The 14,702-nt window shown below is 50.8% G+C and carries 17 protein-coding genes and 2 pseudogenes; 6 read left to right on the forward strand and 13 right to left on the reverse strand.

All coding sequences use genetic code 11. The features are described 5' to 3' along the window. Positions 1–303: 303 nt before the first annotated feature. Positions 304–426: pseudogene (locus OGX67_RS04295) on the forward strand (IS3 family transposase); the annotation flags it as partial. A gap of 83 nt (positions 427–509) precedes the next feature. Here OGX67_RS04295 and OGX67_RS04300 read toward each other — a convergent pair. The 3 genes from OGX67_RS04300 to OGX67_RS04310 all read right to left on the reverse strand — a co-directional run bounded on the left by OGX67_RS04300 (position 510) and on the right by OGX67_RS04310 (position 1,928). Beyond that, on the reverse strand, positions 510–779 hold the full coding sequence (locus OGX67_RS04300) for a hypothetical protein (RefSeq protein WP_040229864.1): 270 nt from the start codon (positions 777–779) through the stop codon (positions 510–512). Continuing rightward, complete coding sequence (locus OGX67_RS04305; protein WP_307876206.1) at positions 773–1,525, reverse strand: DUF8093 domain-containing protein; 753 nt, start codon at positions 1,523–1,525, stop codon at positions 773–775. The genes OGX67_RS04300 and OGX67_RS04305 overlap by 7 nt, the downstream gene beginning before the upstream one ends. Positions 1,526–1,766: 241 nt before the next feature. Next, a complete protein-coding gene (locus OGX67_RS04310) occupies positions 1,767–1,928 on the reverse strand; it encodes a phage protein (RefSeq protein WP_003841416.1) in 162 nt (53 codons plus the stop codon). Between the two features lie 141 nt (positions 1,929–2,069). On the opposite strand from OGX67_RS04310, the gene OGX67_RS04315 reads away from it, so the two are divergent. Continuing rightward, the gene (locus tag OGX67_RS04315; protein WP_046671411.1) at positions 2,070–2,426 is read left to right on the forward strand and encodes a hypothetical protein; all 357 of its coding nucleotides are present in this window, start codon (positions 2,070–2,072) and stop codon (positions 2,424–2,426) included. A 45-nt stretch (positions 2,427–2,471) separates the two neighbouring features. Here the strand turns inward: OGX67_RS04315 and OGX67_RS04320 are convergent, their stop codons facing one another. From OGX67_RS04320 to OGX67_RS04355, 8 genes are all read right to left on the reverse strand, one after another. After that, entirely contained in the window at positions 2,472–3,284 is an 813-nt protein-coding gene (locus OGX67_RS04320) for a shikimate 5-dehydrogenase (RefSeq protein WP_257651910.1), read from the reverse strand. A gap of 1 nt (position 3,285) precedes the next feature. Beyond that, positions 3,286–4,509, reverse strand: coding sequence for an L-sorbose 1-phosphate reductase (gene sorE, locus OGX67_RS04325; protein ID WP_003031639.1), 1,224 nt, complete (start codon positions 4,507–4,509; stop codon positions 3,286–3,288). A 67-nt stretch (positions 4,510–4,576) separates the two neighbouring features. Next, positions 4,577–5,401, reverse strand: a complete 825-nt coding sequence (locus OGX67_RS04330) for a PTS system mannose/fructose/sorbose family transporter subunit IID (RefSeq protein ID WP_003031641.1) — start codon at positions 5,399–5,401, stop codon at positions 4,577–4,579. An 11-nt stretch (positions 5,402–5,412) separates the two neighbouring features. Further along, positions 5,413–6,210, reverse strand: a complete 798-nt coding sequence (locus OGX67_RS04335) for a PTS mannose/fructose/sorbose transporter subunit IIC (protein WP_003841402.1) — start codon at positions 6,208–6,210, stop codon at positions 5,413–5,415. Between the two features lie 65 nt (positions 6,211–6,275). Then, entirely contained in the window at positions 6,276–6,770 is a 495-nt protein-coding gene (locus OGX67_RS04340; protein WP_003031646.1) for a PTS sugar transporter subunit IIB, read from the reverse strand. Next, positions 6,770–7,177 carry a mannose/fructose/sorbose PTS transporter subunit IIA gene (locus OGX67_RS04345; protein ID WP_257651908.1) on the reverse strand — a complete coding sequence of 136 codons (408 nt, stop codon included), beginning with the start codon at positions 7,175–7,177 and terminating at the stop codon, positions 6,770–6,772. The genes OGX67_RS04340 and OGX67_RS04345 overlap by 1 nt, the downstream gene beginning before the upstream one ends. A 9-nt stretch (positions 7,178–7,186) precedes the next feature. Further along, entirely contained in the window at positions 7,187–7,993 is an 807-nt protein-coding gene (locus tag OGX67_RS04350; protein ID WP_003031649.1) for an SDR family oxidoreductase, read from the reverse strand. 70 nt (positions 7,994–8,063) lie between these two features. After that, positions 8,064–9,017 (reverse strand): sugar-binding transcriptional regulator, encoded by a 954-nt coding sequence (locus OGX67_RS04355; RefSeq protein ID WP_071696333.1) that lies wholly within the window; start codon positions 9,015–9,017, stop codon positions 8,064–8,066. 469 nt (positions 9,018–9,486) lie between these two features. On the opposite strand from OGX67_RS04355, the gene rluF reads away from it, so the two are divergent. Beyond that, the gene (gene rluF / locus OGX67_RS04360; protein ID WP_257651907.1) at positions 9,487–10,368 is read left to right on the forward strand and encodes a 23S rRNA pseudouridine(2604) synthase RluF; all 882 of its coding nucleotides are present in this window, start codon (positions 9,487–9,489) and stop codon (positions 10,366–10,368) included. Here the strand turns inward: rluF and OGX67_RS04365 are convergent. Continuing rightward, positions 10,365–10,637, reverse strand: coding sequence for a YjbD family protein (locus OGX67_RS04365; RefSeq protein ID WP_003031655.1), 273 nt, complete (start codon positions 10,635–10,637; stop codon positions 10,365–10,367). The genes rluF and OGX67_RS04365 overlap by 4 nt on opposite strands. A gap of 192 nt (positions 10,638–10,829) precedes the next feature. Here OGX67_RS04365 and OGX67_RS04370 point away from each other — a divergent pair. Together OGX67_RS04370 and OGX67_RS04375 are read left to right on the forward strand one after the other, a co-directional pair. Further along, a pseudogene (locus tag OGX67_RS04370) lies at positions 10,830–11,161 on the forward strand (type II toxin-antitoxin system RelE/ParE family toxin). Positions 11,162–11,178: 17 nt separating this feature from the next. After that, positions 11,179–11,517, forward strand: coding sequence for a helix-turn-helix domain-containing protein (locus tag OGX67_RS04375; RefSeq protein WP_003841397.1), 339 nt, complete (start codon positions 11,179–11,181; stop codon positions 11,515–11,517). Positions 11,518–11,537: 20 nt separating this feature from the next. Here OGX67_RS04375 and rtcR read toward each other — a convergent pair whose 3' ends face one another. Next, positions 11,538–13,124: an RNA repair transcriptional activator RtcR gene (gene rtcR, locus OGX67_RS04380; protein WP_257651906.1), complete on the reverse strand. Its 1,587-nt coding sequence runs from the start codon at positions 13,122–13,124 to the stop codon at positions 11,538–11,540. 448 nt (positions 13,125–13,572) lie between these two features. Here rtcR and OGX67_RS04385 point away from each other — a divergent pair, with 448 nt between their 5' ends. After that, the gene (locus OGX67_RS04385) at positions 13,573–14,700 is read left to right on the forward strand and encodes a slipin family protein (RefSeq protein WP_257651905.1); all 1,128 of its coding nucleotides are present in this window, start codon (positions 13,573–13,575) and stop codon (positions 14,698–14,700) included. Positions 14,701–14,702: the final 2 nt, after the last annotated feature.

Here is a 14,702-nt window from a genome sequence, read left to right on the forward strand (position 1 = left end):
CGATCCCGTAGATTCTGCTCCCAGTGTTGGAAAACCGTGGTCTGAAGAATTTCCATGATTACGTTCCATGTATTTTATAAACTACATCTTGAATTGACAAGTTGAAAGCAGAGAATAAAAAACTGGGAGGTAAGAGGAAATGCTGGTGGGCGTAAACAGGAAAGCGCCTCGCAATAATGCGTCATTTTTCAGATGTTATGCTTGATTTGGGAAACAATAATAGGGGATAGAGGGGCTTTTTGTCAGGAGCGGAGGCTCGCAGTGTCAGCGGTTTTCTAAAAGTGAATGGATTGTTTTGCAGGGAGTGATACAGCCTGGGCAATAACGGATTATATCGTTGGGTATTACAGTGTGCTCAGGATGCATGAATATAATGGTGAGTTACCACCAAACGAATCGGAAAACCAATACAGGAAAAAACGCTAACTCAGTGATCCGTCTTAGTTGACCACTACACCTTAAGCCCGCAGTTGGAATGCGGGCTTTTCACGTAAGCCTTGCAACGGGTGTTATGGTAAATCGACCAGATGTTGCTCGTTAATATCATTCAGTAAGTTATGGCCCTTTTCAGATACGCGATAATAATTCATCCCACCAGTTGTTCCCGGAACAATGTCCACTAACCCGGCCTCTGATAGATTGGAGACAAGCCTTGCAACGTTGCCAATGCCATCCATTTTTCTGATGCTCATTGCTCTATCAAGGTTGTACCAAGTCCAATTAACATCGTCTCTGGAAGCTAATAATTTCAGGATATTCAGTTCAGTATTATTTACCATAATGGGGCGTCCGGATGGTATAGGTCTTCTATGGCACCGCTTAACTTATAATCTTCAAGGGTGGCTGCTGCCGAAGCGGCAGTAATGAGTAATCCCTTGTTGTCCATGACCTGATCGTAACCCGCTAGAGCATCACCACCGAGTTGTTCTGCCGCCTGATGGAATCCCTCAATGTTGCCATTATAGATGCCGCCAGCCGCCAAAAGCCTCCCGGCTGCTTTACTATTAATAGTTTTACCCGCCTGAGCGCGCTGTATAGGGGCATCGGAATCGTGATGTTTAATTGTCGGAGGCGGCTTCCTTCCTTGATGCTCGTTGAGGCTATATTCGTAGATTTGACGCACTGCCTGCTGAAAACCCTCGCTGTAGATATCCATAAAGCAGTCATAAATCAGATTACTTTCATCATCGAAATAGAACGGATTGCGGAAGTGATCCCATTTTTCCTTAGTGTTAACGCCGACCATCCAGCCGAGCTCCAGATTCCATTTCACCTCATCATAGAGTCCGTCGTATTCAGTAAGACGCTTGCGTTTGTAGGGTTGTGTTGCGAATCGGTGGTAAACCCCTCTCCGTCGCTTCGGGACGCTGTGAGGCAGAATGCGGTTGCGCTGGTCATATTCCAGGTAATCCAGTTCGTAAAAGATGCTCGCCATATCCAGCGCATCTCGTGGCGATAGAATGAACTGAATATCACTTGGAGCCAGTTCTCGCTCAGCATCCCACCTCATGTAAAGAGTGAACATTCCGTTTGTTCCTTATCCCATGTATTTGATAAGGGTTATTTCGTTAAAGCGGCGAAAAATCAAACGGATTGGTTTTTGTGGTTGAGCTATTTTTGGTTTACTGGAAGGAAGAGTCACCATCGCTCTGGCAGCACTATTGCTGCTCAAAGCTGCTCAAAACGCCACGATGTAATTAAGACCTTACCAATGTCCGCAGCCCGCTCTAAGCACACCTCAAGAAAACGATACATAATGCTGATCGCTAGACTTCGATCCCTTTCTGCTTCAGCTCTTTTCTAATCACACGTTTAATCCAGGCTGCCAACGATTCATCGCCATCCTGCCGTTGTGCTTCTTCCATCGCTTTGCGCAGTTCCGGATCCAGACGGAATTGAAACGGGGGATTGCCTCTTCTTTCGTTCATGTGTGTTGACACCTTAATTACACAAGAGTAGTGTGAGTATGTGTGATGACACATTACTCTCACACACCAAAAATGACAACGCCCCGAAAGTGCGGGAACACGATCAGGGCGTCTAACCACAACATTATACGAGGTAATGCTATGGCTGATGCTAATAGTACTACTAACGCCTGTTTTGCGTCTTCTTCTCTCATACCGCAAGCCGATCTGTTTTATTCTCCACTCGCCGAGGCGTTTCGCCATCTTGATTGTCGCCATCTCACCACCGAAGAAAATCTGGCGCTATCGTTTGGCTGTGAAGAGGTGCTGGCAGGGTTGTACCAGACGCTGAATTTTATGGGCGAAAGCCTGCTGACTATGTCAGGTGAAAGTCAGGGACATTTTTCCCATGAGAGCGTATGCCAGTTAGGACACAGTCTGGTAAACATCAGCCAGTTGATTCCCGCGCTGGCGCGGTTGGAAGCGAAAGCCGATCAGACGCTGTTTGCTGTTGCGTAGAACTTAAAAAAGAGCGCCCATCCCCGGCGCTCTGTTCCTGCTCCTTTACCCCGCCCGCGCAAATTCTGCGGCTTCGGCAATCAGCGAGTCATCCGGGCGCACGTCGGTGTACATGGCGAATTGCTCTACGGCCTGTAAGGCAATGACCTCTGCGCCGCTGATGGTTTTTTTACCCAACTGCTGTGCCAGCTTAATCACCGGCGTTTCCGGCGGCAGAGCGACCACGTCAAACACTATGCTGGCGGTCGCAACCATCGCTTCGCTGTAGGCCAGTTCATCACACTCTTTCCCGCCCGCCATGCCGACGGGCGTCACGTTGACCAGAATATCGCAGGCAATTCCATCCGGCTGCGGCTGCCACTGGAAACCGTACTGTTTTGCCAGCGTAGTGCCGCTCTCTCGATTACGTGCGGCAATGATTACATCCGTAAACCCCGCATCGCGAAAGGCGGCAATCACCGCTTTGCCCATGCCGCCGCTGCCGCGAATCATGACGCGTGCGCTGCTATTGAGCTGGTGGCTGGCAATCAGACTTTTTACCGCAATATAGTCGGTGTTAAATCCTGTCAGCGTACCGTTGTCATTGACGATGGTATTGACGGAATCAATGACGCTTGCGGAAGGATCGATGGCATCCAGAAACGGCATGCAGCTCTCTTTAAACGGCATTGAGACCGCGCAACCGCGGATACCCAGCGCGCGAACGCCTTTCACTGCGGCCTCAATATCCTGCGTGGTAAAGGCTTTGTAGATAAAATTTAACCCTAATTTTTCATACAGATAGTTGTGAAAGCGAGTGCCAAAGTTGCCGGGGCGACCGGCAAGCGACATGCACAACTGGGTGTCGCGGTTAATCATGTTAAATTTCCTCGGCGTGAGACAATATGTACTGTTCGGCTTCCTGCGACCAGACCCCCTGATGACGCTCCAGGATATCGCGCAAGGCTGGATCATCAATCTGCGTGAGCGCGGTTAATGGTAAGGCTTTTCCGGTATAAACCAGTTTTTTCCCGCCGCCGATTTTTGGCAGTTCCAGCGTTGTTTCACCTGCCGCATTCAGCCCCAGAATGTGCGTCACCACTTTTGCCGCCTGAACTTTCTTCTCTTCGATCAGTTTTACCGCCGCGCGCATGTCGTCGGTATTGCCGCCAGACGTCCCAACATAATGGGTGAAGGCGTAGTGTACGTCGTAGAAGTTAATCGGCGCGCTAAACTGCTTATCCTGCGGACCAGCAAAGAAGTTCATGCAACCATCGGCAGCCAGCAGGGAAGAGGCCAGCGTAACCAGCTGTTCGTTGGGCACAAACACAAAGATGTCATCAAACCCGTGCCCGCCGCTCAGCGCCATCAAGGTGTCATAACTCGCATCCTGGGCGTGGAGATAATGGATCAACGTTTGTGGTTCTGATGGATAGTGCTTGCGGGCGTAGCTCAACTTGTCGTTATTGGTGTCGGTTACCACCAGCAGCGCCGGGTTAACCGGGCCATGCAGTGCATAGTCGATCGCCAGTAGTCCCATCGGACCGGTGCCGCCGAGTATCAGTGTATGTCCCTGCGGACGAATGCCCATCTTATGGTTATAAGAGCCTTCCTGCAGGTGATAGTTGGCGTTGAATGCGCCAATCACGCAGGATAGCGGCTCAACCAGCGAACCTTCAAAATAGGTTTCACCTTCGTAGGCCAACAGGCAGTCCTGCTCCATGACTTCATCAGGAATGATGACGTGCGTGGCTTCACCGCCCACCCACGGGAAGGAGTAGCCGGGACAGTCCGGGCGATCCGGCAGTTGCAGGTTAGCCTGAATGACATAGCGCTGGCCGGGCTGAAACTTATGCTGCCATTTTTTGCCTACGGCAATAATGTCGCCGCAAAACTCATGACCGATGATGATCGGGTTGGTGGCCACATCGTCCGGCACCTTTTTGTGGTTCTCGCCCTGGTTAGCCTCTTTCCAGGAAGAAAGGCACAGGCTGTCGGTTACGACTGAGGCCAGAATTTCGTCATCCCGCATTTCAGGAAGGTCGAAAGTTTCCAGGCGCAGATCGCGTTTACCATAAAGACGTAAAGCTGTTGTTGTTTGCATTGTTACCACCTCTTCCTCTTTCGAGGACTATTTGTTGAAGTTGCCCCGGCATTGCCGGAGCGAAAAATCAGGACAGGAAGCCCAGTGCGTTACCGATAATTCCCAGCGCAAACAGGGCGAATATTAGCCATACCGGATTAATTTTCTTGTTGAGCAGACGCACCATCAGCAGCGTCAGACCCAACGCCAGCAGGCCGGGGCAGAGTTGGTCGAGAATGTTCTGCACGGTCATGGTGACGGTGGTGCCGTCTGCGCCAGGCGTTTGCGATACCACCAGCGGCACGTTGATGCTGGTCCATTTGGTGACCAATACTCCCATCACAAACAGGCCGAGAATCGATGCGCCTTCGGTCAGTTTCTGCAGCAGGTTGCCGCCCATGTCGCTGACGATGTTGACCCCTTTACGAAAGCCAAGCTGTAAGCCGTACCACTTCATTGCCAGACGTACTGCATTGAAAATAAAGAAGAACAATAGTGGGCCGAGAATGTTGCCGGACAGCGCCAGCGATGCGCCGAGCGCGGCGGTAATCGGGCGCAGCGTTCCCCATACCAGCGGATCGCCGACGCCGGCCAGCGGACCCATCAGCCCAACTTTGATACCGTTGATGGCACCGTCGTCAATTTCCGCACCGTTGGCGCGAGCTTCTTCCATCGCGGCGGTCACGCCAATCACCGGGCCGCAAACGGCAGGTGTGGTATTGAAGAACACCAGGTGCCGTTTGAGTGCTGCAACCTGGTCTTCTTTCAGCGGATACAGGCGCTTGATGGCAGGGATCATGTCGTAGCAAAAGCCCAACCCATGAATGCGTTCAAAGTTGAATGACGCCTGTTGCAGGTTGGAGCGAACGAACATGCTAAACAGGTCGGATTTGGTCAGTTTTTTCTGTTCCATGGCTGGCTCCATTAGTCATCAAGCTGATCGATAGCTTGAGAAGAGGCGGGTTGCGCCTGCGGTTCGGCTTTACGCCACTGTGGGTTCAACTGGATGTAGACCAGCGCGATAATCACGCCAACCCCACCGAAAGCCAGCAGGCTCAAATCGAGATAACCCCCAGCGATAAACCCGAGGAAGAAGAAGGGCATCAGGTACTTCACCCCCATCATGCGCAGCACCATGGCGTAGCCGACCACCACGATAAAGCCACCGGCAATCTGCAATCCGCGGGTGACGAATTCCGGAATGGCATTGAGCATATTGCTGACCATATCGGCGCTGACAAACAGCGAGACGATTAATGCAGGAATGGCAACGCGCAGCGCCTGTACACCGAGAGCGGAAACGTGCAGCATGTCGATGGTACGAAAGCGGGCGTCTTCGGCGGCTTTATCCGCCGCGTGCTGGAACACCACGGTGATGGTACGGGCGAATACCGTCAGTACCTGGCCTGCCGCCGCCACCGGCAGGGCGATGGCGATACCGGTAGCAATGCTTTGCTGACCGACGATAACCAGAATGGCAGAGATAATACTGGCGAGCGCCGAATCGGGAGACTGCGCTGCGCCGACGTTCATCCAGCCAAGAGCGATTAACTCCAGCGTGCCGCCGAGCATAATCCCGGTTTTTAAATCACCGAGGATCAGGCCGATAACGGTACAAGCAATTAGCGGACGGTGGGTCTGGAACTCATCCAGCACGCTGCCCATTCCTGCAATACAGGAAAATAGAAATATGGCGATAATTTGTAGGGTACTTATTTCCATAATATGTCACCTTGTGAATGTGATCATCCCTGCCTGTTAAAGCATAAGTACACAGGCATTTTTATTTATTCAGCGAACGATTGTTCTTCTATTTTTTCGAGAATATTAATAGATGGATCGGATGCGACGACGCGTAAATCCAGCGTGACACCCAGTTTATCTAACTCACGAAACGCATGAATATCGTCGTTATCTAAAGAAACGGCTTTGGTTAATTGTTTTTTACCTGGTCGCCAGGCCATGCCGCCAATATTTAATGTGGTGATTTTTACCCCTTGTTTTACCATTGCTAATGCATCCTGCGGGCGGGTAAATAGATAAAAAACGGTTTCGTTCTGGTATTGCGGATTATGGTAAACTGCGACCGCCTTTTCGATATTAACAACGTTCACTTTCATTCCCGGCGGGGCGGCCTGACGTAATAATGTACGACGTACTTCATCGTTATAAACGTCGTCATTACAGATAATAATCCGTTGGGCATTTGCCACCTTCGACCAGACGGTGGTGACCTGACCGTGGATCAGGCGGTCATCAATACGAGCAAGGGTAATGTTCATCAGAAATCCTCTTCGGCCGTTTCCAGATGTTTCCAGACGACACAGGTTTGTTGAGCAATGGTCGTCAGGTGTTCGCACAGTTCATCCACATTCATGCTGCTTTGGTTGTCTACCAGCTCCAGCGCCAACGGCAGTGATAACCCGCTAATGACCCGTATCGCCGGATTGTGCACTGCCAGCGTCGCGGCAGCATTCCAGGGACTGCCACACTGCAAATCGACGGCAATCAGCCATTCATCGCCAGTGTGAATACTTACTAACTTTTTCAGCTTTTCCACGATGTCGCTGGCGTTCTCTCCGGGGACAAATGCCACGGCTTCAACGTTGGCATCACCGTAGACCATCTGTACCGATTCCAGCATGGCGCAGGCCAGTTTGCCGTGAGCACAGAAGATTGCATTGACCATAAAACCTCCTTAACCGCGCGTTTTTCCGCCAGCAATGTTAGTGGTTACTCCGGTTATGTAACTGGCGCGCTCAGACAAAAGATAACAAACAAAATCAGCGACTTCGCTTAAGCGCCCTGAGCGACCAATTGGAATCGCGTTCTTGGTGTAGCCCTCGCGCAGCTGTTCGACGGTGATGTTGCGAGTCCAGGCCAGCGCTTCTTCATATTCGGGGGTACGCAGTCCGGTTTTTTCCAGAATGCCAGGTGCAATGCCCACCACACGAATGCCGTGTTTGCCCAACTCTTTCGACCAGGAACGGGTAAAGCTATTCAATGCGGCTTTGGTGGCGGCATAGCAACTTTGGCCCTCTGAACCTTCCAGCCCGCTTTCTGAAGAGACATTCACAATCACGCCGTTACGCTGTTTTACCATTTGGCGTGCCGCTGCTTGCGACATTAAGAACACACCTTTCTGGTTGATATTCACCATTTTTTCAAAAGCGGCTTCGTTGAGTTCATATTGCCCGGCGGGGGCTTTTTCATCGACCAGCAGCCGCGGAAAATTAACGCCTGCGTTATTCACCAAACCATCGATACGCCCATAGCGGTGGATAATTTCGGTAACGGTATGATTAACTTCTTTGGCGCTGGAAATATCTGTCGGCCAGAAATGATATCCATTATGGCCTTCATATTTACCGTCACCACCGTGAATATCCGCCATTTGCACATTAGCGCCCTGCGCTAATAACTCTTCAACAATCGCCAGTCCAATACCGGATGCACCACCGGTAACAATAATGACTTTGCCCTGCAAGTTTAACCACGTTTGCATAATTAACTCCCGATTTCAGATAAGGGGATCCCACATAAAATTAATTATGGCAGGACCAATTAGAATTTATTTACTTCAACAATAATTCAGCGGTATGGCTGTTGGTGACTAAACAGTTAATATAATTCCCACGTAATGCGCCTAATATCCCACTGTATTTTTCTTCACCCATTGCAATGCCAATGGAGTAACGCGTCTGTTTTAATTTATTGGTTTCGATGGAGAGCGTCTTTTCACTCATATTGGTTTCTACGGTTACACCGTTGATATCGTAAAAGCGCGAGCAAATGTCTCCGGCGACCCGGCGAGCATGCAGGTCATCACTCTCTTCACTGCCGTAAAAAGCGTGCCAGTTGGCGCCATCACGTATTGCCGGAGATCCAATCCCGACCAGCGCGATGTCCAGATTATCCCAATAAGCGGAAATCGATTTAAAATGTCGTGACTGCATGATCCCGTTACGGATCAGCGGGTTTTCCAGCAGTGCCGGGAAATCTGCCAGGTGTGATTCCCCTTTGAGCTTTGCCGCAGCGCCGTAGGTTAGCGTATTGACGTGGTAGCGGCTTTCAAGCTTGCCGGACGGTCCGCCGATAATCGGCACACAGATCAGCTGGCGCGACTGGCTGGCAGGGGATAACCCTTCCACCAGTCCCCGCACCGCGCGGCCCCATGAGAACCCGATAATGTCCCCAGGTTCCAGTAAGCGTTCCAGCAACTGTGCGCCGTGCACACCCATCATTGCGAGTTGTTCGTCTTCCTGTTCACTGTCGCAGGAAACCACCACCGCTTCTTTCAGGCCAAATTTCTGTTTTAGCTGCTGTTCCAGCCACAGATTTTCGTTGTAGTCGTAATTAATGGCGATGGTGACGATACCCTGCTCGCGTCCACGTTTTAGCAAACGACTGATCGTGGTGCGGTAAATACCCAGCTCGCGGGCGATTTGCGCTTGTGTCATATCCTGTTCGTAATACAGCTGCGCTATCTTTACGATCAGGCGGATATCATCGCTGTTTTCCGTCGCCATTTTTGGACTCCTGCACATTTGTGCAAATCACGAAATTGTCTTCTTGATCTGATATAACCCCAACTGTTCTCCATCTCAAAGCTATTTTCACTTATTTCAGTGCCCTGTAATGACCGATTGTGTTGCACATTTGATGTGGTGATGGTGTGCTGTCGGCACAGATGTGCTTGTCTCTCTAATGTATTGATTCTGCTTGTTTTCACCCAACAAAATTGCAGGGATGGATCGCTGACACTTTTGTGTCAAAAGGTGTGACGGATCACAAATAGTGCGTGGGCAGTCGAACACGATTATTTTTTATCGTCCGCAAGGTAGGGTATATTTCGCTTTTAATACACAAAAGCATTCAAGTTGTATCAAGGCGGCAAGGGAACGAATTCCTGAGAGCATAGATAACTATGTGACCAGGGTGAGTGAGGGCAGCCAACGCAGAGACGGCTTGAAGGATGAAGTGTATACAGGAGAAATTATGCTGCCCGACTCATCCATCCGATTAAATAAATACATCAGTGAAAGCGGAATCTGCTCGCGTCGCGAGGCGGATCGCTTTATCGAACAAGGGAATGTCTTCCTGAATGGTAAACGCGCCACCATCGGCGATCAGGTGATGCCTGGCGACGTCGTAAAAGTGAATGGTCGGTTGATTGAGCCGCGTGAAGCGGAAGATCTGGTTTTTATCGCGCTGAACAAGCCGGTAGGAATTGTCAGTACCACCGAAGACAGCGAACGCGACAACATTGTTGATTTCGTGAATCACAGCAAGCGCGTGTTCCCCATTGGCCGTCTGGATAAAGATTCCCAGGGGCTAATCTTTCTGACCAACCACGGCGACCTGGTGAATAAAATCCTGCGTGCCGGTAACGATCACGAAAAAGAGTATCTGGTGACGGTAGATAAGCCGGTCACTGATGACTTTATCCGTGGGATGGGGGCTGGTGTGCCAATTCTCGGCACCGTCACCAAGAAATGTAAGGTGAAGAAAGAAGCGCCGTTTGTGTTTCGCATCACGCTGATTCAGGGGCTGAACCGTCAGATCCGTCGTATGTGCGAACACTTTGGCTATGAAGTTACCAAGCTTGAGCGCACACGCATCATGAACGTGAGTTTGTCCGGTTTGCCATTGGGTGAATGGCGTGACCTGACGGATGACGAACTGATCGATCTGTTCAAGCTGATTGAGAATTCATCATCAGAAGCTAAACCGAAGTCGAAAGCGAAGCCAAAAGCCGCCACCGCAGGCATCAAGCGCCCGGTAGTGAAAATCGAAAAATCGGCGGAGAAAGAGAAATCGCGCCCGGCGGCAAACGGCAAGCGTTTTACCTCGCCGGGGCGTAAGAAGAAAGGACGTTAACGTCTGCCGCGCGTTGGCGTATTCGCCGACCAGGAGAATGACGCCTCTGAATCCGGTTTATAAGCCTGCTTTTTCTTCAATTGGCGGGCTTTTTTAGCTTCTGCTTCGCGCAAGGCCATCAGTTTATCGATGTACTCTTTCTTGATGCTGTTTGTTTCAGCGTTGGTCAGCAGGCGACCATGTGCAATGCGCGCGCGGTCAAGCAGCGTTTTCAGTTCACGCTGTTCGCGCTCGGTCATCTCTTTTTGGGTAATGCGGGGGAGTGCCATACGGGTGCCCTCTGTTTGCCGATATCCTCAGTGTACGGTAATTCGTGCAGAATAAAACTAATCCTGAAAGAGCCTCGCAAAATATAGCTTGTTGAAGTGACGGAATTTCTATTCTGATTTAGCGTAATGACAGGAAAACGTGTGGGTTACAACATTTTATTGTTTGTATAAAATTTTATACAAGGACGTGTTATGCTTTCAATAAGGCGAGCCTTAAAGCCCATTGTCTGGATTGGCAGTTCATTTGATGATTTACGAAGCTTTCCTGAAGATATACGTAAAACCGCTGGTTTTCACATCGTTTACAGGCGGGATTAGAAGCTGCTGACTGGAAGCCGATGCCAGAGATAGGTCGCGGTGTTGAGGAGGTAAGGCTCAGGTATGAATCTGGCGCATACCGAATCATCTACATTGCTCGCTATGCTAACGCGGTCTATGTATTGCATTGCTTCAATAAAAAGACAAAACGTACTTCTGAGCACGATAACCACATTGCTAAAGTTAGATATCGAACGGCTTTGTAAGAAGACAGGAATCAGAAATGAACAATACCGTTGATAATAAGGTTCGCCATGTAACCTCTCCGGATGTCAATATTTTTGCCGAACTGGGGTTTGCAGAAGCGGAAGCGAAGAGCCTAAAGCATGATGCTGAATGTGAGGTAGAACAACTCATTCTCCTGAAGCAGCAGTTGATGCAAGAAATTTCCGGATGGATTCATGAAAACCATCTGAAACAAGCGGAAGCTGCTGTGAAACTGAATATTTCCCGGCCCCGTGTTTCAGATGTTGTTAATCAGAAAACCAACAAATTTACCCTTGATGCGCTGGTCATGATGCTGGTGAAGTTAGGAAAACCAGTAACAGTTCAGATTGGGTAATATTAGATCTAGATATTGTTTCATTGTATCTGATCGCTGCGAGCGCTTTCCCAGCTCAGCCCGAAACGAGCGAGATACTTGCGCAGGCGGTCTGCATCGTTAGGATTGGCTTTTTTCTGCCGCGAGACGGCAAAAAGCTCGCGTCCGGCTTCCGACAGCGACGCGCAGCGGCGGCACACTTCCAGTACCGTTTCTAACTGGCGGCGATCGAACAGGTCAATGTCCATATTCAGTTCAGGCTGCGGAGTGGCTATCTGCCAACTCTCCTTTAGCAGCGCAATCTCTTCTTCGACAAGGGATAAGGTGATGCGACCTTGTTCGGCAAGCGTCGCCATGCGCGCGATGGATGAACTTAGCTCGCGAAAGTTGCCGCGCCATTGCGCCTGTGGGGAGCAGGCAAATGCCAGATAGGAAGCGCGGGCTTCTTTATCGAAACGGATTTGCGTCTGTTTGCTGCTGGAGAAACGTTGCAGCTCATACTCGACGTTCGGCGCGATATCTTCCCGCCGCTGCGCCAGACCGGGCAGAGCGAAGCTCCACATATTGATACGCGCGTAGAGATCCTCGCGAAAGCGGCCTTCAGATACCCATTGCCGCATGTCGCGATGGGTGCCGGCAATCAGCTGAAAATCGCTGCGTACTTCTTTGTCTGACCCAAACGGGAAAAAGGTTTTTTCTTCAATCGCTTTTAGCAGCATGGCCTGCTCATCCAGCCCTAATTCGGCGATCTCATCGAGAAACAGCACGCCGCCATCGGCCTCTCGCAGTAATCCGCTACGCGCCGTGAGTGCACCGGTAAAGGCTCCCTTCACGTGACCGAACAGCGTGGACATCGCATTGTCGCCGCGCAGGGTCGCGCAGTTAACCGCCACCAGTTTTCCCGCTACCAGATGCCGCGACTGGCGTAGCTGGAAAATGCGTTTCGCGAGGAAGGATTTGCCCGCGCCGGTAGGGCCGGTGAGCAGGATCGGGTCGGTCGAACGCAGAGCGACCCGCTCAATGCGATCGATCAGTTTATTGAAGGTGGCGTTGTGCGTATCAATCCCGGCTTTCAGAAAAGAGACTGACTGCTGCTGTTCGCGCTGAAAACGGCTGGTGAGCGTGGCGTAGCGGCTTAAATCGAGATCGATAACCGAGCAGACGCCAGCGGCGACGACCTCATCTGATGAACCGCGTGGCGCCGGGCTGGTTTGCAGCAGGCTGGCGGGCAGGTAGCGGGCTTCCGTCAGCAAAAACCAGCAGATTTGTGCCACGTGAGTGCCGGTGGTGATGTGCACCAGATACTCTTCGTTTTCCGTATCAAATTCATAATGCGTGGCAAAGTCGAGAAACGCGGCGTAGACCTCTTCAAAGTCCCACGGATCGTTAATGGTGACGGCATGCGGGCGAACCTGGGTGTGCGGCGAAAGCAGCGCGACGTCTTCAATCAACCGTTGCGCCATGCTCTCATCGCGTGGCTGGTGGAGGAGTTCCAGCCTGTCGACAGGGAAATCGGGTTGTTGGCATAGCCCAACCGTGGGTCGCCACTTCTTAAACCGATTGGCCCGCTTGCCGCGCTTATCGAGCACCGTTCCCAGTACGCCAATCACTACCCGTCGCTTTTTCATAGTTTATCCAAAAAGATAAATAAGAGAATAAAAGATAAAAAAATTAACCCGTTGAGACAACCGCCATTATTGGCGTTAATAATTAAAATCATAAAAATCAATCAATTAAAAATTAAATATGCCTGTTTTTATTCCTGGCACGCTTCTGGCAATAACACTTGCGTCAATCACGCTGAAAGCGCAGGGGGTTAAACCCCGCCGGCACGTCAGGAACGGCACAGGCTGTTTTCCGGGAGTGTTCCGTCAGCCGATGACACACAGTGGGTTCGATTCCCAATTTCATCCCCGAATGAAAACTGGTTGTTAATCATAGAAATAAAGCGGAGTGATGTGCAGTTAGCACGCTCCAGAACAGGCTGCCGGTAATGATGCCGTGTGACAGGCAAAAAGGAATTCCCCTGTCGCTTCGCCCCTGCACCCGCGCCTGACTCACAATAAGGAATAAAAAATGATGAAAAAAATCACTATTCGTAAAGGCCAGCTTGGCCTGTTATCCCGACAGGGTGATTACTATCAGGTACTGGATGCAGGTGAACACCGTTTGCCATGGTTTAACACTCCGGACGTTCTGGTAATCAATACCGATGGCAGCGAAATTCCGGAAGCGCTCGCGGAGTATTTACGTCGCTTCCAGCCTACATGGGTGGAGCAGTACTGTGTGGTAGCTGATTTAACCGATACTGAAGCAGGTGCGCTGTATGTGAACGGCGTCTTGCAGGAAATTTTGCCACCGGCAACGCGCCGTCTGTACTGGCAGGCCGATGAAGCGCTGAAGCTGGTACGGATGGATACTCGTCAGGTTTTGGTTCCTGTTGACGTGATGAACGCGGTGTTACAGCCACGTCGCAGCGGTGCGGTGAAAGGTCGCGAAGCTATCTTAACGGTGCAGGTCCCGGCGTGGCACGTCGGTGTACTGAAAATTGATGGTGAAACTCAGGCGCTGTTGCTGCCGGGGTTAACAGCATACTGGAAGGTAAACCATCTGATTGAAGCGGAAGTGGTGGATACCCGTTTGCAGGTGCTGGAGGTTGGCGGTCAGGAGATCCTGACCAAAGATAAGGTCAACCTGCGTTTAAACCTGGCGGCGAACTGGCGTTATAGCGATGTGCTGCTGGCATTTGGTCAACTGACTAAACCGCTGGATCACCTTTACCGTGAGTTGCAGTTTGCGCTGCGTGAAGCGGTGGGAACGCGCACGCTGGACGAATTGCTGGAAGATAAGCAGGCGATCGATGAAGTGGTGAGCGCGCAGGTGAAAGCCCGTATGACGCCGTTTGGTATTGAAGTGGCTTCACTGGGGGTGAAGGATATTGTCCTGCCCGGCGATATGAAGGCTATTTTATCGCAACTGGTTGAAGCGGAAAAATCCGCCCAGGCCAACGTGATCCGACGTCGTGAAGAGACGGCCGCCACGCGATCGCTGTTAAATACGGCAAAAGTGATGGAAAACAACCCGGTAGCGCTGCGCTTAAAAGAACTGGAAACCCTCGAAAGAGTTGCTGAGCGTATCGATAAAATCTCGGTGTTCGGGGGCCTGGATCAGGTGCTGCACGGCCTTGTGAACATAAAAGGATAAGA

The organism is Citrobacter sp. Cf118, assembly GCF_030334095.1.
Lineage (GTDB): Bacteria > Pseudomonadota > Gammaproteobacteria > Enterobacterales > Enterobacteriaceae > Citrobacter > Citrobacter freundii.

Excerpts from the sequence above, each read along its gene's own strand:
- OGX67_RS04310 (WP_003841416.1), bottom strand. The coding sequence starts at position 1,928 with ATGAACGAAAGAAGAGGCAATCCCCCGTTTCAATTCCGTCTGGATCCG.
- OGX67_RS04385 (WP_257651905.1), top strand. The coding sequence starts at position 13,573 with ATGATGAAAAAAATCACTATTCGTAAAGGCCAGCTTGGCCTGTTATCC.
- OGX67_RS04315 (WP_046671411.1), top strand. The coding sequence starts at position 2,070 with ATGGCTGATGCTAATAGTACTACTAACGCCTGTTTTGCGTCTTCTTCT.
- OGX67_RS04335 (WP_003841402.1), bottom strand. The coding sequence starts at position 6,210 with ATGGAAATAAGTACCCTACAAATTATCGCCATATTTCTATTTTCCTGT.
- rluF (WP_257651907.1), top strand. The coding sequence starts at position 9,487 with ATGCTGCCCGACTCATCCATCCGATTAAATAAATACATCAGTGAAAGC.
- OGX67_RS04320 (WP_257651910.1), bottom strand. The coding sequence starts at position 3,284 with ATGATTAACCGCGACACCCAGTTGTGCATGTCGCTTGCCGGTCGCCCC.
- sorE (WP_003031639.1), bottom strand. The coding sequence starts at position 4,509 with ATGCAAACAACAACAGCTTTACGTCTTTATGGTAAACGCGATCTGCGC.
- OGX67_RS04365 (WP_003031655.1), bottom strand. The coding sequence starts at position 10,637 with ATGGCACTCCCCCGCATTACCCAAAAAGAGATGACCGAGCGCGAACAG.
- OGX67_RS04305 (WP_307876206.1), bottom strand. The coding sequence starts at position 1,525 with ATGTTCACTCTTTACATGAGGTGGGATGCTGAGCGAGAACTGGCTCCA.
- OGX67_RS04350 (WP_003031649.1), bottom strand. The coding sequence starts at position 7,993 with ATGCAAACGTGGTTAAACTTGCAGGGCAAAGTCATTATTGTTACCGGT.
- OGX67_RS04340 (WP_003031646.1), bottom strand. The coding sequence starts at position 6,770 with ATGAACATTACCCTTGCTCGTATTGATGACCGCCTGATCCACGGTCAG.
- OGX67_RS04345 (WP_257651908.1), bottom strand. The coding sequence starts at position 7,177 with ATGGTCAATGCAATCTTCTGTGCTCACGGCAAACTGGCCTGCGCCATG.
- OGX67_RS04355 (WP_071696333.1), bottom strand. The coding sequence starts at position 9,017 with ATGGCGACGGAAAACAGCGATGATATCCGCCTGATCGTAAAGATAGCG.
- OGX67_RS04375 (WP_003841397.1), top strand. The coding sequence starts at position 11,179 with ATGAACAATACCGTTGATAATAAGGTTCGCCATGTAACCTCTCCGGAT.
- rtcR (WP_257651906.1), bottom strand. The coding sequence starts at position 13,124 with ATGAAAAAGCGACGGGTAGTGATTGGCGTACTGGGAACGGTGCTCGAT.
- OGX67_RS04300 (WP_040229864.1), bottom strand. The coding sequence starts at position 779 with ATGGTAAATAATACTGAACTGAATATCCTGAAATTATTAGCTTCCAGA.
- OGX67_RS04330 (WP_003031641.1), bottom strand. The coding sequence starts at position 5,401 with ATGGAACAGAAAAAACTGACCAAATCCGACCTGTTTAGCATGTTCGTT.